The organism is Sphingobium sp. MP9-4, assembly GCF_005281675.1.
GTDB lineage: Bacteria > Pseudomonadota > Alphaproteobacteria > Sphingomonadales > Sphingomonadaceae > Sphingobium > Sphingobium yanoikuyae.
This window is the reverse complement of the sequence record NZ_LUFI01000060.1, coordinates 110,763-134,486: the sequence shown is the minus strand read 5'-3', so window position 1 is coordinate 134,486 and position 23,724 is coordinate 110,763. Positions and strand designations below refer to the sequence as shown.

Below are 23,724 nucleotides of genomic sequence, written 5' to 3'. Positions count from 1 at the left end.
ATCAGTCCATAGGCTGTCGACTGGCCCGGTTGCGGGGTTGCACCCCCTTCCGGTGGCCTGTATAGGCGGCACTCGCACAAGGGCGGCCCGGCGGGGGCCGCCTTTTTGCGTTATATCCAATGCGCACGGACGCGCAGCATCAACCCAGAAAGGGAAGGCACATGTCGATTACGCCGCTCATGCCCGTTTACCCCCGGTGCGATGTGCGTCCGGTCCGAGGCGAGGGCTGCTACCTGATCGGGGAGCGCGGCGAGCGCTATCTCGACTTCGCCAGCGGCATCGCCGTCAATCTGCTGGGCCATGGCCACCCCAAGCTGGTGAAGACCATTGCCGATCAGGCTGCGACGCTGATGCATATCTCCAACCTCTACGGTTCGCCGCTGGGGGAGGAATTTGCGCAGAAGCTGGTTGATAATAGTTTCGCGGACACCGTCTTCTTCACCAATTCGGGTGCCGAAGCGGTCGAGTGCGCGATCAAGACCGCGCGCCGCTATCATTATGCCAATGGGCAAGCGCACCGGCACAAGATCATCAGCTTCGACAACGCCTTTCACGGCCGCACGCTGGGCACCATTTCGGCGACCAGCCAGCCCAAGATGCGCGATGGTTTCGAGCCGCTGCTGCCCGGTTTCCAGGTCGTGCCCTTCAACGATCTCGACGCGGCACTGGCCGCGATCGATGACAATACCGCCGGTTTCCTGCTGGAACCGGTGCAGGGTGAAGGTGGCGTGACCCCGGCAACCCAGGCATTCCTAACCGGCCTGCGCAAGGCGTGCGACGAGCATGGCCTGCTGCTGATCCTGGACGAAGTGCAGTGCGGCTATGCCCGCACCGGCACCTTCTTCGCCCATGAGCAATATGGCGTGACGCCGGACATCATGGCGGTGGCCAAGGGCATCGGCGCGGGCTTCCCGCTCGGCGCCTGTCTCGCCACCGAGGAAGCGGCCAAGGGCATGGTGTTCGGCACCCATGGTTCCACCTATGGCGGCAACCCGCTCGCCATGGCGGTGGGCATCGCGGTGCTGGAAGAGGTGCTGGCGGACGGCTTCCTGGAGCAGGTGACGGCGATGGGCGCGCGTCTACGCTCCGCGCTGGAGCAGATGATCCCAAACCATGACGACATGTTCGAGGATGTGCGCGGCATGGGGCTGATGCTGGGCGTCAAGATGAAGGACGCCTATGATGCGCGCGCCTTCGTCGGCCATCTGCGCGACCATCATGGTTTCCTGTCGGTATCGGCGGGCCAGAATGTGCTGCGCATCCTGCCGCCGCTCGTCATCGACGAAAGCCATATCGCCGAGTGCATCGAGAAGATTTCCGCCGGTGCGCGGAGCTTCGCGGACGCCAAGGCGGCCTGACCATTTAGTTTCCGTTCGCCCTGAGCGAAGTCGAAGGGTATCGCCGAGCAAAGCGAGGTGCCTTCACTTCGTTCAGGCGGGGGCTTCGACTTCGCTCAGCCTGAACGGGTTAGAGGTTGTTTCCAATGACCAAGCATTTCCTGAATCTCACCGATGCGGGCGGCGACGCGATCGCCGCGATGATCGCTGATGCCATCGATCGCAAGGCGGCACGGGCAGGCAAGCCCAAGGGCTGGGTCGACGCCGATGCGCCGCTCGCCGGCCACACGCTGGCGATGATCTTCGAGAAAAACAGCACGCGCACCCGCGTCAGCTTTGACATGGCGATCCGCCAGCTCGGCGGCAATTCGCTGATCCTGGACGGCGCGACCAGTCAGTTGGGACGCGGCGAGACCGTCGCCGACACGGCCCGCGTGCTCAGCCGCATGGCCGACGCGATCATGATCCGCACCGATGACCATGCCAAGATCGAGGAAATGGCCGAATATGCCAGCGTCCCGGTCATCAATGGCCTCACGGACCTGTCGCATCCCTGCCAGATCGTTGCCGACCTGCTGACCGTGGTCGAGCATGGCCTGGCGCTGCCCGGCAGCCAATGGGCGTGGCTGGGCGACGGCAACAACGTCCTCCACTCGATCGTCGAGGCCGCCGGCCTGATGAAGTTCGACGTGCGCATGGGCATCCCTGAGGGCTATGATCCCGATCCGTCCTTTGCCGCCGCAGCGCAGGCAGCGGGTTCGACCATCACCCTGACCCGCGATGCGGCGCAGGCGGTGGCCGGTGCCGACGTCGTGGTCACCGACACCTGGATCTCCATGGGCCAGGCCCATGCCGAGGCAAAGCTGGCGGCGATGATGCCCTATCAGGTGACGCCGGAGCTGATGGCGGGCGCCAAGGCCGACGCCAAATTCCTCCACTGCCTGCCCGCCCATCGCGGCGAGGAAGTGGTCGAGGCGGTGATCGACGGTCCGCAGTCGCTGATCTGGGACGAGGCGGAGAACCGCATCCATGCCCAGAAGTCGGTTCTGCTCTGGGCGCTTGGAAAGCTGTAAGCTCACCCTATATTCGGGCGAAATTTTCCGTTCGCCCTGAAAGATGACGGGGCCTGTCCTGCGCTGGGAAGCGGAGGACGGGCCCTCGCGGCTTTCGGGGCGGGTGGATCGGAAGGAAATATCGTGACCAGTAGCAATGTCGATCAGGCCCTTGGCTTCACCATCCCCTCGCGCCATGTGCGTGGCCGTTTCGTTCGGCTGGGGCCGGTGCTGGACCAGGTGCTGTCTGCCCATGCCTATCCCCCGGCGATCGAGCGGGTGCTGGCGTCCTCGCTGGTGCTGGGCGCGCTGCTCGGTAGCCTGCTCAAGGATGCCGGCGGCCAGTTGACCCTGCAGGCGCAGACCGAAAATGGCGTCGTCAGCCTGCTGGTGGCCGATTACAAGGGCGGCGAACTGCGCGGCTATGCCAAGTTCGATGCCGAACGGCTGGCGGAAATCGGCAGCGATCCGACCCTGTTCGGCCTGTTCGGCAAGGGCTATCTGGCGATCACCTTCGACCAGGCGGCGACCGGCGAGCGCTATCAGGGCATCGTGCCGCTGGACGGATCGTCGCTGGCCGAGGCGGCGGAGCATTATTTCTTCCAGTCCGAACAGATCCCCAGCATCGTCCAGATCGCGACCCGGCATGAGCCGGGCGAAGGCTGCGTCGCGGCGGGCCTGCTGCTCCAGCATCTGCCCGAGGGCGAAGTGGGGCGCGAGCGCCTGCATGTGCGCCATGACCATCCCGAATGGGAACATGTGCAGGCGCTGGCCGGCACGCTGCGCGACGAGGAACTGACCGATCTCGACCTGCCGCTGACCGACATCGCCTGGCGCCTGTTCCATGAGGAGGAAGAGGTGCGCGTCACCGAAACGACGGCGCTTGCCAAGGGCTGTCGCTGTGACCTTGCCCATATTCGCGATGTGATCGGCCGCTTCCCGGCCGACGAACGGGTGGCGATGGCGGACGAGAAGGGCATTATCGGCGTCGATTGCGCCTTCTGCTCGCGGTTGTTCCCGTTGGCGCTGGACAGTTTCGTCACCCATTGAAAGCTGGCGCGGGGCAATTGCGGCAGGGCCGTTCGCCCCGCGCTATCAAATTGCCGCAATTGCGCGGCACAACAGGATGAAGCATGGCGCCGCTCCCCGGCGCCGATGACAAGGTCTGGACGCAAGATGGCAAGGCTGGGGCTGCAGGCGCTGGGCGCCGCGGCGGCAATGATGATGGCAAGCTGGGCCGGGGCGGCGAATGCTCCGCAACTGGCTGCGCTCGCCAAGCTGGAAACGGGCGAATGGGAATTGCGCCTGCGCGATGATCCCACCGCGCCGCCCCGCCGCCTGTGCGTGACGATGCCGCATCAGTTGCTGGAGCCGGCCAATGCCGGCCCCGGCTGCAAGCCGTTCGTGGTCAGCGATGCGCCTGCTGCCGCCACCGTGACCTTCGATTGCGGTGCGGCCGGCAATGCGCGCACCGACCTGCGCGTCGAAACGCCGCGCCTCATCCAGATACGATCGCAGGGGATCAGCGACGGCGCGCCCTTTTCCAACATGGTCGAAGGGCGCCATGTCGGGGCATGCCGCTGACCGGCGGCCCCCTTGCACTGCAACATAACGAGGTCTAGCGCAGCATCATGGTCGCACAGAATGGAAAATTCGCCGTCGTCCTGCTTTCGGGCGGGCTGGATTCAATGGTCGCGGGCGGGCTCGCGCGCGAAGCGGGCTATCGCGTCCTGGCGCTGACGATCGATTATAATCAGCGCCATCGCGTCGAACTGCGCGCCGCGGCCAAGGTGGCGACGGCGCTCAATGCCATGTCGCATATCGTGCTGCCGCTCGACCTCACGGCCTTTGGCGGGTCGGCACTGACCGCCGACATCGAAGTGCCCAAGGGCGGCGTGGGCGACGAAATCCCCGTCACCTATGTGCCGGCGCGCAACACCATCTTCCTGTCGCTGACGCTGGGCCTGGCCGAAGTCGCTTCGGCCAGCGACATCTATATCGGCGTCAATGCACTCGACTATTCGGGCTATCCCGACTGCCGTCCCGAATTTATCGACGCGTTCCAGAAAATGGCGACGCTGGCGACCAAGGCGGGGGTCGAGGGCCATCCGATCCGCATCAATACGCCGCTGCAGTTCATGACCAAGGCGGACATCGTGCGCGAGGCGCATCGCCTGGGCCTGGATGCCGGGCTCAGTTGGTCCTGCTATGATCCGACGCCCGACAACAAGCATTGCGGCCTGTGCGACAGTTGCCGCCTGCGCTCGAAGGGCTTCGAGGAAGCAGGGCTGCCCGATCCCACCGTCTATGCGACGCGTCCTGGAAAGGCCTGACACATGACCTATGCGGTCAAGGAAATGTTCCTGACCCTGCAGGGCGAAGGGGTGCAGGCGGGGCGGCGCGCGGTCTTCCTGCGATTTGCCGGCTGCAACCTGTGGAGCGGGCGCGAGCAGGACCGGCGCGATGCCGTATGCCGCTTCTGCGATACCGATTTCGTCGGCACCGACGGTGATGGCGGCGGCAAGTTCGCGACCGCCGACGCGCTCGCCGATGCGGCATTCGCCTTCTGGGGCGAGGGGGAAGGCCCCTATATCGTCCTGACCGGTGGCGAGCCGATGTTGCAGGTCGACGATGCGCTGATCGACGCGCTCCATGCCCGTGGCTTCACCATCGCGATCGAAAGCAACGGCACCTTGCCGGCGCATCCGGGCATCGACTGGGTCTGCATCAGCCCCAAGGCGGGCAGCGACGTGGTCCAAGTGAAGGGCAATGAGCTGAAGCTGGTCTGGCCGCAGCCCGATGGCGGCCACAGCCTGGCCGATGTCGAGGCGATGGAGGGCTGGGGCTTCGACCATCTGCTGGTCCAGCCGCTCGACGATGCCCATGCCGTGGACAATGCCCGCGCGGCCATCGATCTGGTGATGGCCCGGCCGCGCTGGCGGTTGACGGTGCAGGCCCATAAATATCTGGGCCTGCGTTAAGTCTCCGTCAGATCAGGGCTGGACGCCTGCCTTCTGGTTCCACTGCTGGTGGCATTCGGGCAGCAGCACGCCCTTCTTCCAGCATTTGGCGTCGAGCGAGGGCAAAGCGAGCTGATAGTTCCAGCCCGGATCGCCATAATATTGCTCGCCGGCATGGACGAGCGACTTCTTGATCGAAGCCAGGCCCTGGCGCGCGACGACGTTGAGCTGGCCGCGATCGGCGAAGATCGCCTGGCGACCGACCGCCGCCGCCGCCTGGCAAAAGCCGCGTTGCGCCTGGACCGTCGAATAGCCCGAATAGATGCGGGTATTATACATGTCGGACGCCGACTGGCCGGGCTTGCCCTTGCCCTTGGTGCGCTGGAAATAGCTGAGCAGCGTCGCCTGCGCCGCGTCAAGTTCGGCGTCATGATGGGCGATCATGGCGTTGTAGTTGCTGACCGACAGCAGGGTCGGTTCGAACTGGCACTGCAGCGCGGCGACGTTGATCGCGGCGCGCAGGTTCCAGGTGAGGCCAGCCTTGATCTCGTCGGCCGTGGCGCCAGGCAGGCCCAGCGCGGTGGCGGCGGCTTCGTCCGTCAGGGCAGGGGCCGACATGTCGGGCGGCGACCAGAAGAATTGCGCGGTGGCCGGCTGCGCGGCGGCGAGCGACGCGGCAGCGATCGTCAGGGCGGCAAAGGCCTGGCGCGAGCGAAAACGGAACGTCATTGAATAAACCCTCTCAGCCGGGGTCTTGACGGCGCGAACGCCCCATACCCCCATAACGGCATCGACTATAGCGCGGCTGTATCGGAAGTGAACGGCAAAAGCCTCACTGATCCGACACGACTTCCTCATCATTGGCGGGTGCGGTCCCATTGTCCGCCTTGGCCGGGGCAGCGGCCTTGGGTTCGGTGCGGTTGTCCGGCAGGGCCAGGCTGGTGCCCTCGCTCTGCACGCCGTCCAGATCGGTCATGGCGTCGGTGGCGGTGCCATCGACCACTTCCATATCCTTCATCTGCACCGTGTTGCCGCTCTTTTCGCCGCCACCGCCGCAGCCTGCCAGCGGCATGCAGCCGATCAACAGGGCGGCAGTCATCATCCTTGCGTCAAGGCGCATCCGGGTCTCCATAACATGGCTCAACATGCCCGGCGGCCCCCCACCTGGCGAAGTGGCGGACCCTAGCGGGCGGTCCCGCATTGCTCAAGTCCCGTGCCGTCGCCCGATCCGCAGCGCCGCAGCCGGCCGAGAAAGGCGGGGAAATGCGCCTTGAGCGCGGCATCAAGGGCTTCCATCGAGGCATTGCGGCCCAGTGCGGCGATGCTGGTCACCGGAAACTCGCTGATCCCGCACGGCACGATGCCGCCAAAATGGGACAGGTCGGGATCGACGTTGATCGAAAAGCCGTGCAGCGTGACCCAGCGACGGACGCGGATGCCCAGCGCACCGATCTTCGCCTCGCGCCCCTGCCGGTCGTCGGTCCAGATGCCGATGCGCCCTTCGGCGCGGCGGGCGGCAATGCCCAGGTCGGCGAGCGCGTCGATCATCCAGCCTTCGAGATGATGGACGAAATTGCGCACATCCTTGCCGCGTTCGCGCAGGTCGATGTTGAGATAGCCGATGCGCTGGCCCGGCCCATGATAGGTGTAGCGGCCGCCGCGTCCGGCATCATGGACAGGAAAGCGCGGGTCGATCAGTTCGGCCGGATCGGCGCTGGTGCCGGCGGTGTAGAGCGGCGGATGCTCTAGCAGCCAGACGCGCTCGCGCGCATCGCCTTCATAAATGGCGGCGGCCCGCGCCTCCATATCGGCAAGGGCGGTCGGATAGTCGACGGGGGTAGCATCGCTGCGCCACTCGACGTCAGGAAAGGGCAGGGGATCGGTCATGGCGCTTCCTTGACTTGAGCGGGGCGAGCGATCAAGTCTCGGGCCGCATTTCGCAGGACAGGGGTAGGCATTAGATATGGCGGCAGTCTCGATCGGCAAGGCGTGGGAGGAGGCGGTTGCCTTCGTCGCCCGCGAAGCGTCGCTGCTCTTTCCCGTCGCGCTGCTGTTCCTGGCCCTGCCGGGGTTGATCCTGCAGGAAATGACGCCGCCGCAACTGGCCGAATGGATGGCCAATCCCCAGCGCACCGGCCTGCCCGATATTCCGCCGGGCTTTGCGCTGGCGACGCTGCTGGGCGTTATCATCATCTGGTTCGGATCGCTGACGCTGTTTGCGCTGGCGCTGCGGCCGGGCATCAGCGTGGGGGAGGCGTTGCGCCTCGGCTTCGCGCGACTGCCTGTGCTGCTGGGCACAGCCTTGCTCGCCATGTTCCTGATCGGCGGGCTGATGCTGGCCGCGATTTTGGTCGCCGTTCTGGCCAGCCTGGTCTCGGAGTCTGTGGGCACCAGCATCGGCGCTATCCTCGGCGCCTTTGTCGGCGGCGCCACGATCTTCGCCAGCGTCCGGCTGATGCTGCTCAATCCGGCGGTGATCGACGGCAATCAGGGGGTGGTGCCCTCGCTGCGCCATGCCTGGGTGCTGACGCGGGGCTGCTTCTGGCGGTTGCTGGGCTTCATCATCCTGATCACCCTGCTGTCGGGCATTGCCAGCATGGCGGCGCAGACGATCTTCGGTGCGCTCGCTGGCCTTGCCGCTGGGCCGGAGGCCGCCCGGTTGGTGGGCGGCGTCGCCTCGGCGGCGGTATCGACGGTGATCCAGGTCTATATGCTGGTGATGCTGGCCCGCATCTATCGTCAGGCGTCGGCGGGCTGACCGAACATCGGAATCTGCGGCGCCGCGTCGGGCGGCAGCAGGCCCAGCAGGCGCGGATCGGCGAAGGTTTCGATCTCCCGGCCATAAGGCGTGAAGCCCGACTTGATGTAGAAGCCGAGCGCCGCCGGGCTGTCGAGCGTGCAGGTATGGACCCAGAAGCGCTCCACCCCCTTGCGCCAGGCGAGTGACTTGGCCTGCGCCATCAGCCATTTGCCAAGGCCCTTGCCGTTGAGCGAGGGCACCAGCCCGAAAAAGGCCAGCTCGCATTGTGACGGGCTGCGGAAATCCAGCTCCAGCAGGCCGACCTCCACCCCGCGCGGATCGGTGACGGCATAGACCTCGACCAAGGGATCATGCAGAATGGCCGCGAGCTGATCGTCCGGCATCACCAGCCGCGAGAACCACAGCCATGGCTCGCCCACGCGGCGGAACAGGGCGCGATAGGCGGCAAGGTCCGGCGTCTTCCACGGCACCAGCCGCAGCGGCGCGGGCGGGATCGGCGCGGGTTTTGGCCGTTCGCGCATTTCCAGATGGGTGACGATGGTCGCGATCTCGCGCGGATCGACCGGGGTCAGCGCCATCGGGTCAGCTCCAGCTCGCCATCGGCGGCAGGCTCATCAGGATCGCGTCGATATTGCCGCCGGTCTTGAGCCCGAACAGGGTGCCGCGGTCATGAACCAGGTTGAATTCGGCATAGCGGCCGCGCCATTCCAGCATGGTGCGATACTCTTCCTCGCTCCACGCCTCGTTCATCCGCCGCCGTACGATCGGCGGGAAGGCGGCCAGGAAAGCATCGCCGACATCGCGGGTGAAGGCGAAATTGGCGTCGAACGCGGCATCGTCCGCGCAGTCGAGATGATCGTAGAAGATGCCGCCGACGCCGCGATGCACGCCGCGATGGGGGATGAAGAAATAGTCGTCCGCCCAGGCCTTGAAGCGCGGATAAAAGGCCGGATCATGGGCGTCGCAGGCGGCCTGCAACACCGCATGGAAATCCGCCGTATCCTCGTCGCGCGGCAGGGGCGGATTGAGGTCTGCGCCGCCGCCGAACCAGGTCTTGCTGGTGTTGAGGAAGCGGGTGTTCATGTGGACGGACGGCACATGCGGGTTCGCCATATGCGCGACCAGGCTGATGCCGGTGGCGAAAAAGGCCGGATTGTCGGCCGCGCCATGGATGGTCTGGGCAAAGCCGGGGGCAAGATCGCCGGTCACCGTCGAGACATTGACGCCCACCTTCTCGAAGACCTTGCCCTTCATCACCCCGCGCACGCCGCCACCGCCTTCGCCCGGCGCCACGCCGTCGGCCTCGCGGTCCCAGGGGGTGTAGGCGAAGCTGGCGTCGCTGCCGGCTTCGCGCTCGATCGCCTCGAACTCTGCGCAGATCCGGTCGCGCAGCGATTCGAACCAGGTACGGGCCGCCTGCTGCTGCGGGTTCAGGGTGAAGCGTATGTCAGGCGTCATGCGGGGAAGCTCCCGGTCTGGCGAAGGGCCTCGGCAACGGCGATGCCGGTGGAAACGGCGATGTTGAGCGAGCGGAAGCCCGGCGCCATCGGAATGCGCACGCGAATATCGGCCAGATCGCGGACATGATCGGGCACGCCCGCGCTTTCCGATCCCATCAGCAAGACATCGTCACTGCGAAATGTCACGTCGGGCAGCCGTTCCGACGCGTGGCTGCTCATCAGCAGCAAACGGCGGCCGGCGGCCCGTCTTTCGGCATCAAATGCCTCGAAATTGGCGTGGCGCACGACTTCGGCCGCTGCGCCATAATCCATTGCCGCGCGCTTCAGCCGGGCGTCGGAAAAGGCGAATCCGGTCGGCATGATGATGTCGACGGGCACGGCAAAACAGGCGGCGAGGCGCAGGATGGCGCCGACATTGCCGGCGATTTCGGGCTGGTAGAGAGCGATACGCATGGCTGTCGCATAATGCAGCGCGGCGATTTGTCATAGTCTGGATGACTTTGCGGTTGGCAAAGCCCTGACAGTCCGGTTATCAGACCTTTGACCCACGCCGGGGGGAGGCGGGGTATACCCTAACTCCCTTGATAATCAGGATCACTCAAGGCATTCCGGCGTGAATAGGGAAGTCTTGCAAGGGTAGAGGTGCATGGCGAACTCAGAACAAGTTGACGGGCAGGGTCTATCCGGCGAAGACGGAGTGCGTCGCCGCGATTTCATCAATATCGCTGCGGTGAGCTTCGCAGGGGTGGGCGCCGTTGGCGTCATTCTCCCGCTCATCGATCAGATGAACCCCAGCGCCGACGTATTGGCGCTCGCATCGACCGAGGTCGATCTTTCCGCGATCCAGCCGGGCCAGGCGATCAAGACGACCTTCCGGTCGCAGCCGCTGTTCGTTCGCCAGCTCACCGACAAGGAAATTGCCGAGGCCGACAAGGTCGACCCGTCCACGCTGCGCGATCCGCAGACGCTGGCGGAACGCACCGTCGACGGCAAGAAGCAGTGGCTGATCACCATGGGCGTCTGCACCCATCTGGGCTGCGTGCCGCTGGGCGCGGGCGAGGGCGAAAATCGCGGCGAATTCGGCGGTTATTTCTGCCCTTGCCACGGTTCGTCCTATGACACGGCCGCCCGCATCCGTAAGGGGCCTGCCCCCAAGAATCTGGAAGTGCCGAAGTATAGCTTCACTTCCGACACTGCCATTCTTGTGGGTTGAGGGGGACCGTCATGAGCTTTCCATGGGCTGAACATTATACCCCCAAGCATCCGCTGATGCAGTGGGTCGACGAGAAGCTACCGCTGCCGCGCCTCGTCTACAATGCTGTCGGTGCCGGCTATCCGGTGCCGCGCAACCTCAATTATTTCTGGAATTTCGGTGTGCTTGCCGGGCTGGCGCTGGTGATCCAGATCGTCACCGGCGTGGTCATGGCGATGCATTATGGCGCCAACACGCTGGTCGCCTTCGGCACCGTCGAACAGACGATGCGTGACGTGAATGCGGGCTGGCTGATGCGCTATGCCCATGCCAACGGCGCCAGCTTCTTCTTCATCGTCGTCTATCTGCACATTTTCCGCGGTCTCTATTTCGGTAGCTACAAGGCGCCGCGCGAGATGGTCTGGCTGCTCGGCCTCGTCATCTTCCTGCTGATGATGGCGACCGCCTTCATGGGCTATGTCCTGCCCTGGGGGCAGATGAGCTATTGGGGCGCCAAGGTCATTACCGGCCTGTTCGGCGCGATCCCGGTGGTGGGCGAGCCGATTCAGACCTGGCTGCTGGGCGGTTTTGCTCCCGGCAATGCCTCGCTGAACCGCTTCTTCTCGCTCCACTTCCTGCTGCCTTTCGTGATCGCGGCCGTGGTGATCCTGCATATCTGGGCGCTGCATATTCCCGGTTCCTCCAACCCGACCGGTGTCGAGGTGAAGGGCCCCCAGGATACCGTGCCCTTCCATCCCTATTATACGGCGAAGGACGGTTTCGGGGCGGGCGTCTTCCTGATCCTGTTCGCGATCCTGCTGTTCTTCGCGCCCAATTATCTGGGCCACCCGGACAATTATATCGAGGCGAACCCGCTCTCGACCCCGGCGCATATCGTGCCCGAATGGTATTTCTGGCCCTTCTACGCGATCCTGCGCGCCTTCACCGTCGACTTCTTCTTCGTGCCGGCCAAGCTGCTGGGCGTGCTGGCGATGTTCGCATCGATCCTGCTGCTCTTCTTCCTGCCCTGGCTCGACACCTCGCCGGTGCGCTCGGGCAGCTATCGCCCGACCTTCAAGACGTTCTTCTGGATCCTGGTGCTCGACGTGCTGATCCTGGGCTATTGCGGCGGTGCGCCGGCGGAAGAGCCCTATGTGATGATCAGCCAGGTCGCCGCGGCCTATTATTTCGCGCATTTCCTGATCATCCTGCCGATGATCGCGCGTTTCGAAAAGCCGCTGCCGCTGCCCAATTCGATCACCGAAGCGGTACTGGCCAAATATGCCAAGGCTGACGGCGAAACCGCCGCAGTCCCGGCCGAATAAGGGGGAAGACAAGCATGGTACGCATCGGCGCATTCCTTGTCGGCCTCTTCTTCGCCGGCTGGCTGCTCATCTCCTTCCTCGTGGGTGCCTATTCCTACGTGGTGGAGCCTCCGGCCAAGACGGTGGAGCATGAGTTCCACCTGGCCCCCAAGCATGTCTCCTTCTCGTTCGACGGGCCGCTGGGACGTTATGACAATCAGCAACTCCAGCGCGGCTTCCAGGTGTTCAAGGAGGTCTGCTCGGCCTGCCACAGCCTGAAGTTCGTCGCCTTCCGTGACCTGGCCGGCATTGGCTATAACGAGGCGGAGATCAAGGCGATCGCCAAGAACTGGGCGATCAAGACCCCCAGCGTCGATCCGGCGACGGGTGAGGCCTCGACCCGCGATGGCATTCCGGCCGATTATTTCCCGTCCCCCTTCGCGAACAATGTCGCGGCGGCGGCGGCGAACAATAATGCGATCCCGCCGGATCTGTCGCTGATGACCAAGGCGCGCCATCATGGTTCGGCCTATGTCTATTCGCTGCTGACGGGCTTCCAGGAACAGCCGGCCGAACTGCTCAAGCATTTCCCGGATGCCAAGACGCCCGAGGGGCTGCACTTCAACCCCTATTTCGCCAACCTGAACCTTGCCATGGCGCCGCCGCTGTCGGCTGATGGCCAGGTGACCTATGGCGACGGCACCAAGCCGACCATCGACCAGATGTCGCAGGACGTGGCCGCTTTCCTTACCTGGACGGCCGAGCCGAAGCTGGAAAATCGCCGCCGCGCGGGCGTGGCGACCATCCTCTTCCTGCTGATCGCCACGGGCCTTGCCTATATGGCCTATCAGAATATCTGGGCGGACAAGAAGAAGGCGGCCTGACCGCACCTCTGCCCGATGGCATGAAAGAAAGGGCGCGCTTCCTTGTCGGGAGCGCGCCCTTTCCTTATGGGGCTTCAACCATGAGCATCGACAGTCTGACCGCGCTGGTCCGCACCATCCCCGACTTCCCCAAGCCGGGCATCCAGTTCCGCGACATCACGACCCTGTTGGCCGACGGGCCGGGTCTGGCCGAACTGATCGACCAGATGGCGAAGGTGGCAGGACCGCTCGACCCCGACCTGATCGTCGGCGTGGAGGCGCGTGGCTTCATCCTCGGCGCTGCGCTGGCGCTGAAGCTGGGCAAGGGTTTCGTGCCCGTCCGCAAGAAGGGCAAGCTGCCGGGCAAGACCGTCGGCATCGACTATGTGCTGGAATATGGCACCGACCGGCTGGAACTGCATGAAGGACAGGTGCAGCAGGACGCGCGCGTGCTGCTGGTCGACGATCTGATCGCCACCGGCGGGACGGCGCAGGCCGCGGCGCGGTTGCTGCGCGAGCAGGGCGCGCAGGTGCTGATGGCGCTGTTCGCGATCGACCTGCCGGACCTGGGCGGGCTTGCCGCGCTGGAGCAGGACGGTGTCCCCTCGCGCGCGATCCTGTTGTTCGAGGGCGACTGATCCGGTCTAGGCGCCGGTTGTCGCCGGCGCCCTTTCGCGCCATGATGCGCCGATCCGATGACGAGGAGCATATGGCCGCTACTTCCCGCTTCCTCCACCGGTTCGGCGGCTGTGTGGCGCCGCTGCTGCTATCGGCCTGTGCGACGCCGGCACCCTATCGGGAATTGTCCTGTAGCGCGGCAGTCGCGCCCACGCTCGCCGCCCCGGATGCACAGCGGATCACCACCACCCTGTCGGTGCTGACCTATAATATTGAGGGGCTGGGCTGGCCGGCACGCAGCGGACGGGGGCCGTCCCTTGACCAGATAGCGGAGCGACTGGCCGCCATGCGCGCGGCGGGAACGGCGCCCGACGTGGTGCTGTTCCAGGAAATGTTCAGCGGATCGGCGAAGCAGGCGGTGGCCGATACCGGCTATCCGGCGATCGCCGCCGGCCCGCATCGCACGACCCGCGCGCGCGGGTCGACCAAGGACAAGCTGCCCGGCAAGTCGCATATCAACCGGGGCGAGATTGGTATCCATTTTTCCGGCAGCGGTCTGGCGGTCGCCTCCCGCTATCCGATTCTCCTGACACAGAGGCGCGCCTATGGGCGCAAATCCTGTGCGGGCCTCGATTGCCTGTCGAACAAGGGGATCGTGCTGGCCCGCATCGCCATGCCCGGCGTGCCGACGCCGATCGACATCTATGACACCCACATGAACTCGCGCGGGGCCTCCCGCGCGCCCGGACCGCGCAACCTCGCCGCCCATGAACGGCAGGCGCTCGAAGCCTCGGCCTTCATCGATGCCAGCCATGACGACGCCTATCCGCTGATTTTTGGTGGCGATTTCAACATGCGCCATTCCGAACCGCGCTGGGAGAATTTCTCCCGCTATCAGGCGCTCAACCTGGTCCATCGCGTCTGCGCCGATGCGGCGTCAGGCTGCGATGTGCGCATGTCCTGGGATGGCGACGAACCCTGGATGGATACGCAGGATCTGCAATTCTTCTGGCCCGGTGACCGGGTCTCGGTTCGCCCGATCCGGGTGGAGGCGATGTTCGATGGCGGGCCGAGCGGGCCGCAACTGTCCGACCATGATGGCTTCCTTGTTACCTATGAACTGTCCTGGCCGCGCGGCGCCGCGCGCCAGCCGGGCGGCTGTTAAAGCGCCTCGCCCAGGGCATCGACGGCCACCGCCAGCTTCTCGTCGATCAGCGAGAGCAACTGCGTCCAGCCGAGCATGTCTTCAAGCTCGCCCGGCCCATCGGAAATGCCGCGCAACCCCATCAGCGGCACGCCGAAGCGCTGGCAGGCGCGGGCAATCGCAAAAGTTTCCATGTCGACCATGTCGGCGTCGATCGCGGCATATTCCTCGCCGCCTACGACATTGGCGCCGGTCGACAGTCGCAGGGCGCGGATTTCGAGCGGCGTGACCAGCGGAATGTCGACCGGATGGTCGATCAGCGGCGTCACCCCCTTGGTGAACCCCAGGCGCGACGCATCCATGTCGCGCCAGGAGACGCTGGCGACCTGATAGACCTCGCCCAGCATGCCCACCCGCGACCCGGCGGAGCCTAGTGACACCACCAGATCGGGCAGGGTGCCCGCCTGCGCCATCCGGTCGAGCGTCACGGCCATGGCCAGTGCCGCCTCGACAGGGCCGACGCCGGTCATCAGCGGGGTGATCCGGGCTTGCAGATGCGGGCCATATTCGGCGTCGATCGCCATCACGAACAGCAGCCGCCGTCCGCCCATCATCCCACATGTCGCCGTCATCTGCTGGTCTCCGTCTCGCTGCTGCGCGTCATAGCCGGAAAAGCGCAAAAAATAAGGCCTCGGAAATCCGGAGACTTCCAAGGCCTTATCATGGTGGGCGTGGCAAGGATTGAACTTGCGACCCCTGCGATGTCAACACAGTGCTCTACCACTGAGCTACACGCCCGCCGTGGAGGGGGCCAATAACGGGGGTCGGTGACTCGCGCAAGCGCTAAATGACACTTTTTTGTAGAAACTTTTCCAACCCGCTGGACAGGGGGTGGGGAGGCCATATGCTGCGGTGCAAATAAGGGGGGACGCAAAAACATCATGTTGCCTACGCCATCGACGCCGACGGAACCGGTTCGGCCGCTCCCCTTCTATCGCCATCTCTACTTCCAGGTGCTGGTGGCGATCGCGCTGGGCGTGCTGCTGGGCCATTATTTCCCGGCGACGGGCGAGGCGATGAAGCCGCTGGGCGATGCCTTCATCGCGCTGGTGCGGATGATCATCGCGCCGGTCATCTTCCTGACGATCGTCACCGGCATTGCCGGAATGAAGGAACTGGGCGCGATCGGCCGGGTCGCGGCCAAGGCCTTTGCCTATTTCCTGACCTTCTCCACCCTGGCGCTGATCGTCGGCCTGATCATCGCCAATGTCGTGCAGCCTGGCGCCGGGCTCAACATCGATCCGGCGACCCTGGATGCCAGCAAGATCGCCGATTATGCGCAGCAGGCGCATGATCGCACGCTGGTCGCCTTCCTCCTGAACGTCATTCCCGCGACCTTGGTGTCGGCGGTGGCCGACGGGCATAATATCCTGCAGGTGCTGTTCGTCGCGATCCTGTTCGGCATCGCGCTCAGCATGATCGGGGAGAAGGCCGAGCCGCTGATGACGGTGCTGGAATCGGCCAGTCTCGCCATCTTCAAGCTGGTATCCTTCCTGATGAAGGCGGCGCCCTTCGGCGCGTTCGGCGCGATGGCCTTCACCGTCGCCAAATATGGCGTCGGGACGCTCGCCAACCTCGCCGGGCTGGTCGCGACCTTCTACCTCACCTCGCTGCTGTTCGTGCTTGTCGTGCTGGGGACGGTCGCCTGGTTCGCCGGCTTCAACATCCTGCACCTGATCCGCTATCTGCGCGCCGAACTGCTGCTGGTGCTGGGCACCTCCTCGTCGGAAGCGGCTTTGCCCAGCCTGATCGAGAAGATGGAGCAGGCGGGGTGCCGCAAGTCGGTGGTCGGGCTGGTGGTGCCGACTGGCTACAGCTTCAACCTCGACGGCACCAATATCTACATGACGCTGGCGGCGCTGTTCATCGCGCAGGCGACCAACGTGCATCTGAGCCTGGAGGAGCAGATATTGCTGCTGCTGGTGGCGATGCTGTCGTCCAAGGGCGCGGCGGGCGTGACCGGCGCGGGCTTCATCACCCTGGCCGCCACCCTGTCGATCGTGCCGTCGGTGCCGGTCGCGGGCATGACCCTGATCCTGGGCGTCGATCGCTTCATGAGCGAATGCCGCAGCCTCACCAACTTCGTCGGCAATGCGGTGGCGACGGTGGTGGTGTCGGTCTGGGAAAAGGGTCTGGATCGCGAGCGCTTCGCGGCGGCCATGGCGGGCAAGCCGCTGCCGCCGCTGGGGCAAGGCGCGGATGAGGCCGAAGCGCTCAGCTAAGGCCGGTCAGCGTCTCGCTGCCGAACATCCGTTCGACTTCCAGCACCAGGTCGCGCAGGTGGAAGGGCTTTGACAGCACCTTCGCCTGCGGCACCGCCTTGCCGGCCTTCAGCGTCACTGCGGCAAAGCCGGTGATGAACATGATGCGGGTCTGGGGCGCGACATTGGCGGTGTGCTGCGCCAGTTCGATGCCGTCCATCTCGGGCATGACGATGTCGGTCAGCAACAGGTCGAACCGATCCGATTCGATATGCGGCACGGCCTGGGTGCCGGTGGCGACCGCCACCACCTCATAACCCGACTTTTCCAGCGCCCGCGCCAGATAGGCGCGCATGCTGTCATCATCTTCCGCCAGCAGGATTCGAACCATTGACCCCAAATTTCCTGTAAGCCGTCTTCCGCGGCGCCCCTTGCCTTGCCCACAGACTGGCAAGCCGTTCGGATATATGCGACAAGGATTAAAGATTATCCAGCCGACCAAATTTTTCCACGGCCGGTGAAAGGAATGGCGTTGGATCATTTTGGTACGTGTCCGCCAACCGAATCGACGGCGGCCTATGATCTTCATGGTCCTGCTCTTCCCAATGGTCCTTTGATTGTGTCCGTGCCCCATGCCGGGCGCGACTATTCCCCTGAATTGCTCGCTCTGGCGCGGGTGCGGCCAGAGGTGCTGCGTCGGCTGGAGGATCGCTGGGCCGACATGCTGGCGGGGCCGCTGGTCGCGCGGGGCTACAGCGTGCTGGTCGCCCGCGCGCCGCGTGCGATGATCGACCTCAACCGGCATGAGCGGGAGCTGGATCCGGTGATGGTGACCGGCCTGCCCCGCGACCAGCCGCTGCAGAGCAGCGCCAAATTGCGCGGCGGGCTGGGCCTCATTCCCCGTCGCCTGCCCGGCGCCCTGGAATTGTGGCAGCGCCCCATCCCCTGGGAAGAAGCGCGGCGGCGGATCGAGACGGTGCATCGGCCCTATCATGCCCGGCTAGCACAGATGATGACGGCGGCGCGGGAGCGGCATGGTCATGCCATCCTGATCGACCTGCATTCCATGCCGCCGCTGCCGCCACCGGCCGCCGGACAGGCTGCCCCGGCGCTGGTGCTGGGCGATCGCTTCGGCCGCAGCGCCGCGACACGGCTGATGATGCTGGCGGCCGATGTCGCGGCCGGGCATGGCGTGCTGACCTCGCAGAACCATCCCTATGCCGGCGACCATCTGATCGAGCGGCATGGCCGGCCGGAGCGCGATTTCCATGCGCTGCAGCTGGAGGTGGACCGTGCCCTCTATCTCGACGTCACGCTCGACCGGCCGGGACCGGGACTGACGCGGATGCAGGGCATGGTGGCAGCGATTGCCGAGGCGCTGGCGAACGAACTGCCGCGCAGCTACGCGATGGCGGCGGAATGATTTAGTCGTTCATCACCAGCCGCGCGCCGGCGACGCTCAGATGATGGGAATCGAAATAGAGCGGCTTGCCGTCATGGATGATGGCGCAGCGGCGGGCGTCGCATAGCCGCGCCATCGGATCGATCAGCGTCACGCCCCGAGCCTGCCATCGCGCGAACAGCGCGCGCAGATTGCGGGTGCGGGCCTCGATCATGGCGCGGTCTACACCCTGGGCCTGGCCCATTTGTCCGGCGCGGGCGAGATGGGCCAAATGGCGTGGCACGTCGAAAGGCTGGGGCGGCACCGGTCCGATCAGGATGACCTGCCGTCCTTCGGCGCGCAGCGCATGGATGGTGGCGTCGAGTTTTGCCACGAAGGCGGGATCGTCAAATTCGCTATTGGCCCAGAAGGCGGCGAGATAGACGCGGCGGATGCCCGGATCGGCACGGATCGCGGCAAAGGCGGCCTGGTTGGCGCGGGCGCAGCGGGCATCCTTGGGCGCGTCATAGCCCAGCACCGGCGGGCAACTGGAGGTGGTCCGCTCGATCAGGGCGCGGCCTTCTGCCCTGGCCCTGAGCGACAGGGCATAGGCCATTTCCACGCCATGGCTGTCGCCCCAGAGCAGGGCGTCGGGCCGGACCTTGGCACCGAGAATGCAGGGCTGGGCACCGCGGGCGAACGTGTCGTGGCAGGCCTTGCGCGCGGGGCTGATGTCAGTGCGGCCGGCGGCGAGTTGCAGCACCTGCGGCGCAAAGCGCTGCGGCCAGCCGCCCATCGCCAGCAGCGCCAGCGACAGGAGGCAGAGCAGCGCCATGGCGCCGCCGGTGAACTGGAAGATGCGCCGGGCGGGGATGCGGCGGGCATCGCGGAAGGGACGCTCGACGAAGCGCCAGGAGAGGATGGCAGCGATGAAGGAGGTGGCCACGACGGCACTTGCCGTCCAGCCGGTCAGGGCCGCATCGGTCGCATATTCGGTGAAGACGATCAGCGGCCAGTGCCACAGATAGAGCGAGTAGGAGATGAGGCCCACGCCGACGAAAGGGCGCAGGCTGAGCAGGCGCCCGACGCTGGTGCCCGGCGCGCTGTGGAGCAGCAGCACCGCGCCCAGCACCGGGGGCAGGGCGGTGATGCCGGGGAAGACGGTCTCGCGCGTGTAGAAGATGACAGCGAAGGCGACAGATAGAAGGCCACTCCACGCGAGCGCCTCCCGCAGCCAGCGCGTGTGCGCTGGCGGGATGGCGCCGAGCGCCAGCAAGGCGCCCGCAAATAATTCCCAGGCGCGGGTGGGCAGCAGATAGAAGGTGAAGCCGCTGGTGTCGCGCTGAAGCGCGATCGCCAGTGCCAGCGACAGCGCAGCGATCGCGCCGACGATCAGGCCGCGCCAGCGGGCGGCAAAGCGCGCGACCAGCATCAGCAGGATCGGAAAGCCGATGTAGAATTGCTCCTCCACCGCCAGCGACCAGCTGTGGAGCAGGGGCTTTACGTCGGCGCCGCCGGCGAAATAGCCGGTGTCGGTGAAGAACCAGAGGTTGGAGGCGAACAGCGTGGCGGCGAGCGCGGATTTCGGCACGCCTTCTATATCGCCGGGCAGATAGAGCCAGCAGGCCGCCGCCAGCACGGCCAGGATCATCAGGCTGAGCGCCGGCATGATCCGGCGGAAGCGGCGTTCGTAGAAATGGACGAGCGAGAAGCGCTGTTCATCCACCTCGCGTGCGATGATGCCGGTGATGAGGAAGCCGGAGATCACGAAGAAGATGTCGACGCCGACATAGCCGCCGGAAAAGCCTGGCACATGGGCATGGAAGAGCAGCACCGGCAGAATGGCGATGGCGCGCAGCCCGTCAATGTCGCGGCGATAGCGACCCGCCGCGATCATGCTGCTTTCCTGTGGTGCCGACCCATGCATGGCGCTGTCCTAGCGCGAAAGCCCTGCGATTTGCTTTACCATTTTGCCGTCGTTGACAGCGGCATTGCGGGTGATATGATCCAATGTATATCATAAATGGGTGAGGATCATGCGCGATTACGCCACGGCGGACTTCTACAAGGATGTGGATCTGGTCGATGATCCCCATGCCTATTTCGACTTTCTGCGTGCCCGGGGGCCGGTGACGCGGCTGCCCCATCGCAATGTGGTGGCGGTGACGGGCTATGAGGAAACGGTGCAGGTGATGCTCGATACCGAGCATTTTTCCAGCATCAACGCCGTGACCGGGCCAATGACGGACCTGCCGTTCACGCCGCAGGGCGACGATATCGCGGCGGAACTGGAGGCGGCGCGACCCAAGATCGCCTTCGCCGACCAGATCGTGACGGAAAGCGGCACCCGCCATGCCAAGTTGCGATCGGTGATCGGCAGCCTGTTCACACCCAGCCGCTTGAAGGCGCTGGAGCCATCCCTCTATGCGACCGCCGACAGCCTGATCGACGAATTTGCCGTCGATGGTAAGGTCGATCTGGTGCGCCAATATGGCGGCCCCTATGCGACGCTGGTGATCGCCGACCTGCTGGGCATCCCGGCCAAGGGGCGTGCGGCCTTCCGCGTCCTGCTGGAGGGGGCGGTGCCGGCCCAGATCGACGGATCACCCGAGGATCTGAAGCACAATCCGCTGGTCGGTCTTGGCAAGCATATGTTCCGCTACATCGCCTGGCGCCGCTTCCAGAACCATCCGGCGGTGCTGCCGGTGCGCCGGCTGCTGGGCGCGGACACGGGGAAGAAGGACATATTGACGACGCTGGCGCTGGCGAAGTTCCCGGATGGGACGAACCCGACCCTGGTCGATCTGACGGCGATGGCGGCCTTCCTGTTTGGTGCGGGGCAGGACACGACCAACCGGCTGCTGGCCAACGCCTTCCGCATCATCGCCATCCGGCCGGATATCCAGGCGCAGTTGCGCGCCGACCCCAAGCGCATCCCCAATTTCCTGGAGGAGGTGCTGCGCTATGACGGGTCGGTGAAGAGTGGCGGGCGCATCTGCACACGGACGACGGAGCTGGGCGGGGTCGAGATCAAGGCGGGGACGACGATCCTGATGTCGCACATGGCCGCCAATCGCGATCCGCGCCGCATCGACAATCCGGCGCAGTTCGACATGGATCGGCCGCGCGCCAAGGAGCATCTGGCCTTTGGCCGGGGCGCCCATACCTGCATCGGCGCGCCGCTGGCCCGGCGCGAGGTGGCGGTCAGCATCGAACGGCTATTGGCGCGGATGGGCAATATCCGCCTGTCCCCGGCCCATCATGGGGCGGGTGAGGCGCTGCGCTTCGATTATGAGCCCACCTATATATTGCGGGCGCTGCGGCACCTGCATCTGGAGTTCGATCCGATCGCGGATCCCGGCTGAACAGGGAGCAGAGGCCGGATGAGCCGGCCCCTCCTTGCGATTCGGAGGGGCCGGTTCCTTTTTCGTTAGGCCGCGGCGCGGCGTTCCTTCAGTTCCTCGTTCAGCATTTCTGCCAGCAGGAAAGCCAGTTCCAGGCTCTGCGCCGCGTTGAGGCGGGGGTCGCAATGGGTGTGATAGCGATCAGCCAGGCCTTCGTCGGTGATCGCGATCGCACCGCCGGTGCATTCAGTGACATTCTGGCCGGTCATTTCGGCATGGATGCCGCCGCCAAACGTCCCTTCGGCGCGATGCACGGCAAAGAAGCCGCGCACTTCGGCCAGGATGCGGTCGAACGGCCGCGTCTTGTAGCCATTGGCCGCCTTGATGACATTGCCGTGCATCGGGTCGCAGGACCAGACCACCGAATGGCCCTCGCGCTTCACCGCGCGCACCAGCTTGGGCAGGCCGGCCTCGATCTTGTCATGGCCATAGCGGGTGATGAGCGTGATGCGCCCGGCTTCCCGCTTCGGGTTCAACAGGTCGAGCAGGCGCAGCAATTCGTCCGGCTCCAGGGTGGGGCCGCACTTCATGCCGATCGGGTTGCCGATGCCACGCAGATATTCGACATGCGACGACCCTTCGAAGCGGGTGCGGTCGCCGATCCACAGCATGTGCGCCGAGGTGTCATACCAGTCGCCGGTCAGGCTGTCCTGACGGGTCAGCGCCTGTTCGAACGGCAGCAGCAGCGCCTCATGGCTGGTGTAGAAGCTGGTGCCACCAAGCTGGGGCACGCTGTCCGCGTCCAGGCCACAGGCGCGCATGAAGTCGAGCGCCTGGCCGATCTGGTCGGCCATCGCCTCGAACTTCGCGGCCCAGGGGCTGCGACCCATGAAATCGAGCATCCAGCCATGCACCCGGTCGAGGCTGGCATAGCCGCCGGTCGAGAAGGCGCGCACCAGGTTCAGCGTCGCTGCCGACTGGTTATAGGCGCGGATCATCCGCTGCGGATCGGGCTCGCGCGCTTCAGGGGTGAAGGCGATGTCGTTGACATTGTCGCCGCGATAGCTGGGCAATTCCACGCCGCCGATCGTCTCGGTATCGGCCGAGCGGGGCTTTGCGAACTGGCCCGCCATGCGGCCGACCTTCACCACCGGCAGCTTCGAGGCGAAGGTCAGGACGACCGCCATCTGCAGCAGCACGCGGAACGTGTCGCGGATATTGTTCGGATGGAACTCGGCAAAGCTCTCGGCGCAGTCGCCGCCCTGCAGCAGGAAGGCTTCGCCGTTCGCGACGCGGCCAAGATCGGCCTTCAGATTCCGTGCCTCGCCCGCAAAGACGAGGGGCGGAAACTGGCCAAGCTGGGCCTCTACCGAGGCAAGCGCCTCCTGGTCCCGATAAAAGGGCATCTGGATGCCCTTATGCTCCCGCCAGCTTTCCGGCGTCCACTTCGCCGCCACGTCGAGTCTCCTTCACGTCAAAAAAATAGGGGCCGCATCTACGCGCAACCGCCCGGCAGGGCAAGTTTATAGCGGTTGCGGCGCCTCTTTGCGCAAGGATACTATCGATCAGACTGATCGAGCGGCTTTATTTCTGGCAGGGATAGCGATCGTTGAGGGCGATGCTGACCAGCGCCGACGCCGCCGCGCCGCGCTGATCGGGGTAGCGCTCCAGATAGGCGACGACAGTGCCTTTCACATCCTCGGCCGCCATGCGCTTTGGCCAGCAGACGGTGCGGGCACGGCCCAGGAACATCTCCTTGCGGATGCCGTCGGTCGCCCCGGCGATGTATGCGGTGCAGGCCAGCTTATATTCCGGTGCCTTGTTGCGGCATTTGGCGAGCAGGCTGGTGCCGGTCTCGAACATGTAGATGCCGCCTTCGTCCGATGCGGGCGGCGGAACCTTGCTGGATGATGCGGCGGCGATCGCCAGCAGAAGCGCAAACATGGGGGCGGGGCACTCATATCGGATCGTTGAGGATGCGACGCAAAGTGCCGTCTTTGGGATAGCCTGTCCAACCGGACTGGCCGACATGTGAAACGGACTGGCT

At 65.2% G+C, this 23,724-nt stretch carries 26 protein-coding genes and 1 tRNA gene; 15 read left to right on the top strand and 12 right to left on the bottom strand.

What is annotated here, in order from left to right:
• Positions 1-161 precede the first annotated feature (161 nt).
• The 6 genes from A0U87_RS19160 (at position 162) to queE (ending at position 5,370) form a co-directional block, all read left to right on the top strand.
• A complete protein-coding gene (locus tag A0U87_RS19160; protein WP_048938706.1) occupies positions 162-1,358 on the top strand; it encodes an aspartate aminotransferase family protein in 1,197 nt (398 codons plus the stop codon).
• A 125-nt stretch (positions 1,359-1,483) separates the two neighbouring features.
• Complete coding sequence (argF, locus tag A0U87_RS19155; RefSeq protein ID WP_037507687.1) at positions 1,484-2,410, top strand: ornithine carbamoyltransferase; 927 nt, start codon at positions 1,484-1,486, stop codon at positions 2,408-2,410.
• 123 nt (positions 2,411-2,533) lie between these two features.
• Positions 2,534-3,439: an Hsp33 family molecular chaperone HslO gene (locus tag A0U87_RS19150; RefSeq protein ID WP_004208172.1), complete on the top strand. Its 906-nt coding sequence runs from the start codon at positions 2,534-2,536 to the stop codon at positions 3,437-3,439.
• Positions 3,440-3,565: 126 nt separating this feature from the next.
• Positions 3,566-3,973, top strand: a complete 408-nt coding sequence (locus A0U87_RS19145; RefSeq protein ID WP_037507688.1) for a hypothetical protein — start codon at positions 3,566-3,568, stop codon at positions 3,971-3,973.
• Between the two features lie 47 nt (positions 3,974-4,020).
• Positions 4,021-4,722, top strand: coding sequence for a 7-cyano-7-deazaguanine synthase QueC (gene queC, locus A0U87_RS19140; RefSeq protein WP_004208170.1), 702 nt, complete (start codon positions 4,021-4,023; stop codon positions 4,720-4,722).
• A 3-nt stretch (positions 4,723-4,725) separates the two neighbouring features.
• Positions 4,726-5,370 (top strand): 7-carboxy-7-deazaguanine synthase, encoded by a 645-nt coding sequence (queE, locus tag A0U87_RS19135; protein ID WP_037507690.1) that lies wholly within the window; start codon positions 4,726-4,728, stop codon positions 5,368-5,370.
• 12 nt (positions 5,371-5,382) lie between these two features.
• Here queE and A0U87_RS19130 read toward each other — a convergent pair whose 3' ends face one another.
• From A0U87_RS19130 to lipB, 3 genes are all read right to left on the bottom strand, one after another.
• Entirely contained in the window at positions 5,383-6,078 is a 696-nt protein-coding gene (locus A0U87_RS19130) for a hypothetical protein (protein ID WP_048938708.1), read from the bottom strand.
• A gap of 103 nt (positions 6,079-6,181) precedes the next feature.
• The gene (locus tag A0U87_RS19125; protein WP_048938722.1) at positions 6,182-6,469 is read right to left on the bottom strand and encodes a hypothetical protein; all 288 of its coding nucleotides are present in this window, start codon (positions 6,467-6,469) and stop codon (positions 6,182-6,184) included.
• Positions 6,470-6,531: 62 nt separating this feature from the next.
• Positions 6,532-7,236, bottom strand: a complete 705-nt coding sequence (lipB, locus tag A0U87_RS19120) for a lipoyl(octanoyl) transferase LipB (RefSeq protein WP_048938709.1) — start codon at positions 7,234-7,236, stop codon at positions 6,532-6,534.
• 76 nt (positions 7,237-7,312) lie between these two features.
• On the opposite strand from lipB, the gene A0U87_RS19115 reads away from it, so the two are divergent.
• Positions 7,313-8,107, top strand: coding sequence for a hypothetical protein (locus A0U87_RS19115; RefSeq protein ID WP_048938710.1), 795 nt, complete (start codon positions 7,313-7,315; stop codon positions 8,105-8,107).
• On the opposite strand, the gene A0U87_RS19110 is transcribed toward A0U87_RS19115, so the two are convergent.
• The 3 genes from A0U87_RS19110 to A0U87_RS19100 are packed head-to-tail and all read right to left on the bottom strand — an operon-like array spanning position 8,089 to position 10,023.
• Complete coding sequence (locus A0U87_RS19110; protein WP_048938711.1) at positions 8,089-8,688, bottom strand: GNAT family N-acetyltransferase; 600 nt, start codon at positions 8,686-8,688, stop codon at positions 8,089-8,091. The genes A0U87_RS19115 and A0U87_RS19110 overlap by 19 nt on opposite strands.
• 4 nt (positions 8,689-8,692) lie before the next feature.
• Complete coding sequence (hemF, locus tag A0U87_RS19105) at positions 8,693-9,568, bottom strand: oxygen-dependent coproporphyrinogen oxidase (protein ID WP_048938712.1); 876 nt, start codon at positions 9,566-9,568, stop codon at positions 8,693-8,695.
• On the bottom strand, positions 9,565-10,023 hold the full coding sequence (locus A0U87_RS19100; RefSeq protein WP_004208162.1) for a tRNA (cytidine(34)-2'-O)-methyltransferase: 459 nt from the start codon (positions 10,021-10,023) through the stop codon (positions 9,565-9,567). The genes hemF and A0U87_RS19100 overlap by 4 nt, the downstream gene beginning before the upstream one ends.
• A gap of 193 nt (positions 10,024-10,216) precedes the next feature.
• Here A0U87_RS19100 and petA point away from each other — a divergent pair, with 193 nt between their 5' ends.
• The 5 genes from petA to A0U87_RS19075 all read left to right on the top strand — a co-directional run bounded on the left by petA (position 10,217) and on the right by A0U87_RS19075 (position 14,712).
• On the top strand, positions 10,217-10,783 hold the full coding sequence (gene petA, locus A0U87_RS19095) for a ubiquinol-cytochrome c reductase iron-sulfur subunit (protein WP_004208161.1): 567 nt from the start codon (positions 10,217-10,219) through the stop codon (positions 10,781-10,783).
• 11 nt (positions 10,784-10,794) lie between these two features.
• Complete coding sequence (locus A0U87_RS19090; protein WP_048938713.1) at positions 10,795-12,087, top strand: cytochrome b/b6; 1,293 nt, start codon at positions 10,795-10,797, stop codon at positions 12,085-12,087.
• A 14-nt stretch (positions 12,088-12,101) separates the two neighbouring features.
• On the top strand, positions 12,102-12,950 hold the full coding sequence (locus A0U87_RS19085; RefSeq protein ID WP_037507701.1) for a cytochrome c1: 849 nt from the start codon (positions 12,102-12,104) through the stop codon (positions 12,948-12,950).
• 80 nt (positions 12,951-13,030) lie between these two features.
• Positions 13,031-13,567, top strand: a complete 537-nt coding sequence (locus tag A0U87_RS19080; RefSeq protein ID WP_048938714.1) for an adenine phosphoribosyltransferase — start codon at positions 13,031-13,033, stop codon at positions 13,565-13,567.
• A gap of 71 nt (positions 13,568-13,638) precedes the next feature.
• A complete protein-coding gene (locus tag A0U87_RS19075; RefSeq protein ID WP_137405880.1) occupies positions 13,639-14,712 on the top strand; it encodes an endonuclease/exonuclease/phosphatase family protein in 1,074 nt (357 codons plus the stop codon).
• On the opposite strand, the gene A0U87_RS19070 is transcribed toward A0U87_RS19075, so the two are convergent.
• Positions 14,709-15,305, bottom strand: a complete 597-nt coding sequence (locus tag A0U87_RS19070; protein WP_107917652.1) for a 5'-methylthioadenosine/S-adenosylhomocysteine nucleosidase — start codon at positions 15,303-15,305, stop codon at positions 14,709-14,711. The genes A0U87_RS19075 and A0U87_RS19070 overlap by 4 nt on opposite strands.
• Before the next feature lie 109 nt (positions 15,306-15,414).
• Positions 15,415-15,489 (bottom strand) — tRNA-Val (locus tag A0U87_RS19065).
• Between the two features lie 143 nt (positions 15,490-15,632).
• Here A0U87_RS19065 and A0U87_RS19060 point away from each other — a divergent pair.
• Positions 15,633-16,973, top strand: a complete 1,341-nt coding sequence (locus A0U87_RS19060) for a dicarboxylate/amino acid:cation symporter (protein ID WP_010338427.1) — start codon at positions 15,633-15,635, stop codon at positions 16,971-16,973.
• Here A0U87_RS19060 and A0U87_RS19055 read toward each other — a convergent pair.
• Positions 16,966-17,343, bottom strand: a complete 378-nt coding sequence (locus A0U87_RS19055; RefSeq protein ID WP_004208143.1) for a response regulator — start codon at positions 17,341-17,343, stop codon at positions 16,966-16,968. The genes A0U87_RS19060 and A0U87_RS19055 overlap by 8 nt on opposite strands.
• A gap of 135 nt (positions 17,344-17,478) precedes the next feature.
• Here A0U87_RS19055 and A0U87_RS19050 point away from each other — a divergent pair, with 135 nt between their 5' ends.
• Positions 17,479-18,375, top strand: a complete 897-nt coding sequence (locus A0U87_RS19050; protein ID WP_048937747.1) for an N-formylglutamate amidohydrolase — start codon at positions 17,479-17,481, stop codon at positions 18,373-18,375.
• 1 nt (position 18,376) lies between these two features.
• Here the strand turns inward: A0U87_RS19050 and A0U87_RS19045 are convergent, their stop codons facing one another.
• The gene (locus A0U87_RS19045; RefSeq protein WP_048937790.1) at positions 18,377-20,230 is read right to left on the bottom strand and encodes an acyltransferase family protein; all 1,854 of its coding nucleotides are present in this window, start codon (positions 20,228-20,230) and stop codon (positions 18,377-18,379) included.
• A 139-nt stretch (positions 20,231-20,369) separates the two neighbouring features.
• Between A0U87_RS19045 and A0U87_RS19040 the strand changes: the two genes are divergently transcribed.
• A complete protein-coding gene (locus A0U87_RS19040) occupies positions 20,370-21,698 on the top strand; it encodes a cytochrome P450 (protein ID WP_137405879.1) in 1,329 nt (442 codons plus the stop codon).
• 65 nt (positions 21,699-21,763) lie between these two features.
• Here A0U87_RS19040 and A0U87_RS19035 read toward each other — a convergent pair whose 3' ends face one another.
• Together A0U87_RS19035 and A0U87_RS19030 are read right to left on the bottom strand one after the other, a co-directional pair.
• Positions 21,764-23,134 (bottom strand): 3-deoxy-7-phosphoheptulonate synthase class II, encoded by a 1,371-nt coding sequence (locus A0U87_RS19035; protein ID WP_004208138.1) that lies wholly within the window; start codon positions 23,132-23,134, stop codon positions 21,764-21,766.
• Between the two features lie 127 nt (positions 23,135-23,261).
• The gene (locus A0U87_RS19030) at positions 23,262-23,621 is read right to left on the bottom strand and encodes a Rap1a/Tai family immunity protein (protein WP_037517635.1); all 360 of its coding nucleotides are present in this window, start codon (positions 23,619-23,621) and stop codon (positions 23,262-23,264) included.
• Positions 23,622-23,724 lie beyond the last annotated feature (103 nt).

Bases quoted from the DNA above. Each gene is read 5' to 3' on its own strand.
- A0U87_RS19160 (WP_048938706.1), top strand. From the start codon at position 162: ATGTCGATTACGCCGCTCATGCCCGTTTACCCCCGGTGCGATGTGCGT.
- argF (WP_037507687.1), top strand. From the start codon at position 1,484: ATGACCAAGCATTTCCTGAATCTCACCGATGCGGGCGGCGACGCGATC.
- A0U87_RS19145 (WP_037507688.1), top strand. From the start codon at position 3,566: ATGGCAAGGCTGGGGCTGCAGGCGCTGGGCGCCGCGGCGGCAATGATG.
- queC (WP_004208170.1), top strand. From the start codon at position 4,021: ATGGTCGCACAGAATGGAAAATTCGCCGTCGTCCTGCTTTCGGGCGGG.
- queE (WP_037507690.1), top strand. From the start codon at position 4,726: ATGACCTATGCGGTCAAGGAAATGTTCCTGACCCTGCAGGGCGAAGGG.
- A0U87_RS19130 (WP_048938708.1), bottom strand. From the start codon at position 6,078: ATGACGTTCCGTTTTCGCTCGCGCCAGGCCTTTGCCGCCCTGACGATC.
- A0U87_RS19125 (WP_048938722.1), bottom strand. From the start codon at position 6,469: ATGCGCCTTGACGCAAGGATGATGACTGCCGCCCTGTTGATCGGCTGC.
- lipB (WP_048938709.1), bottom strand. From the start codon at position 7,236: ATGACCGATCCCCTGCCCTTTCCTGACGTCGAGTGGCGCAGCGATGCT.
- A0U87_RS19115 (WP_048938710.1), top strand. From the start codon at position 7,313: ATGGCGGCAGTCTCGATCGGCAAGGCGTGGGAGGAGGCGGTTGCCTTC.
- A0U87_RS19110 (WP_048938711.1), bottom strand. From the start codon at position 8,688: ATGGCGCTGACCCCGGTCGATCCGCGCGAGATCGCGACCATCGTCACC.
- hemF (WP_048938712.1), bottom strand. From the start codon at position 9,568: ATGACGCCTGACATACGCTTCACCCTGAACCCGCAGCAGCAGGCGGCC.
- A0U87_RS19100 (WP_004208162.1), bottom strand. From the start codon at position 10,023: ATGCGTATCGCTCTCTACCAGCCCGAAATCGCCGGCAATGTCGGCGCC.
- petA (WP_004208161.1), top strand. From the start codon at position 10,217: ATGGCGAACTCAGAACAAGTTGACGGGCAGGGTCTATCCGGCGAAGAC.
- A0U87_RS19090 (WP_048938713.1), top strand. From the start codon at position 10,795: ATGAGCTTTCCATGGGCTGAACATTATACCCCCAAGCATCCGCTGATG.
- A0U87_RS19085 (WP_037507701.1), top strand. From the start codon at position 12,102: ATGGTACGCATCGGCGCATTCCTTGTCGGCCTCTTCTTCGCCGGCTGG.
- A0U87_RS19080 (WP_048938714.1), top strand. From the start codon at position 13,031: ATGAGCATCGACAGTCTGACCGCGCTGGTCCGCACCATCCCCGACTTC.
- A0U87_RS19075 (WP_137405880.1), top strand. From the start codon at position 13,639: ATGGCCGCTACTTCCCGCTTCCTCCACCGGTTCGGCGGCTGTGTGGCG.
- A0U87_RS19070 (WP_107917652.1), bottom strand. From the start codon at position 15,305: ATGATGGGCGGACGGCGGCTGCTGTTCGTGATGGCGATCGACGCCGAA.
- A0U87_RS19060 (WP_010338427.1), top strand. From the start codon at position 15,633: ATGTTGCCTACGCCATCGACGCCGACGGAACCGGTTCGGCCGCTCCCC.
- A0U87_RS19055 (WP_004208143.1), bottom strand. From the start codon at position 17,343: ATGGTTCGAATCCTGCTGGCGGAAGATGATGACAGCATGCGCGCCTAT.
- A0U87_RS19050 (WP_048937747.1), top strand. From the start codon at position 17,479: ATGGCGTTGGATCATTTTGGTACGTGTCCGCCAACCGAATCGACGGCG.
- A0U87_RS19045 (WP_048937790.1), bottom strand. From the start codon at position 20,230: ATGATCGCGGCGGGTCGCTATCGCCGCGACATTGACGGGCTGCGCGCC.
- A0U87_RS19040 (WP_137405879.1), top strand. From the start codon at position 20,370: ATGCGCGATTACGCCACGGCGGACTTCTACAAGGATGTGGATCTGGTC.
- A0U87_RS19030 (WP_037517635.1), bottom strand. From the start codon at position 23,621: ATGTTTGCGCTTCTGCTGGCGATCGCCGCCGCATCATCCAGCAAGGTT.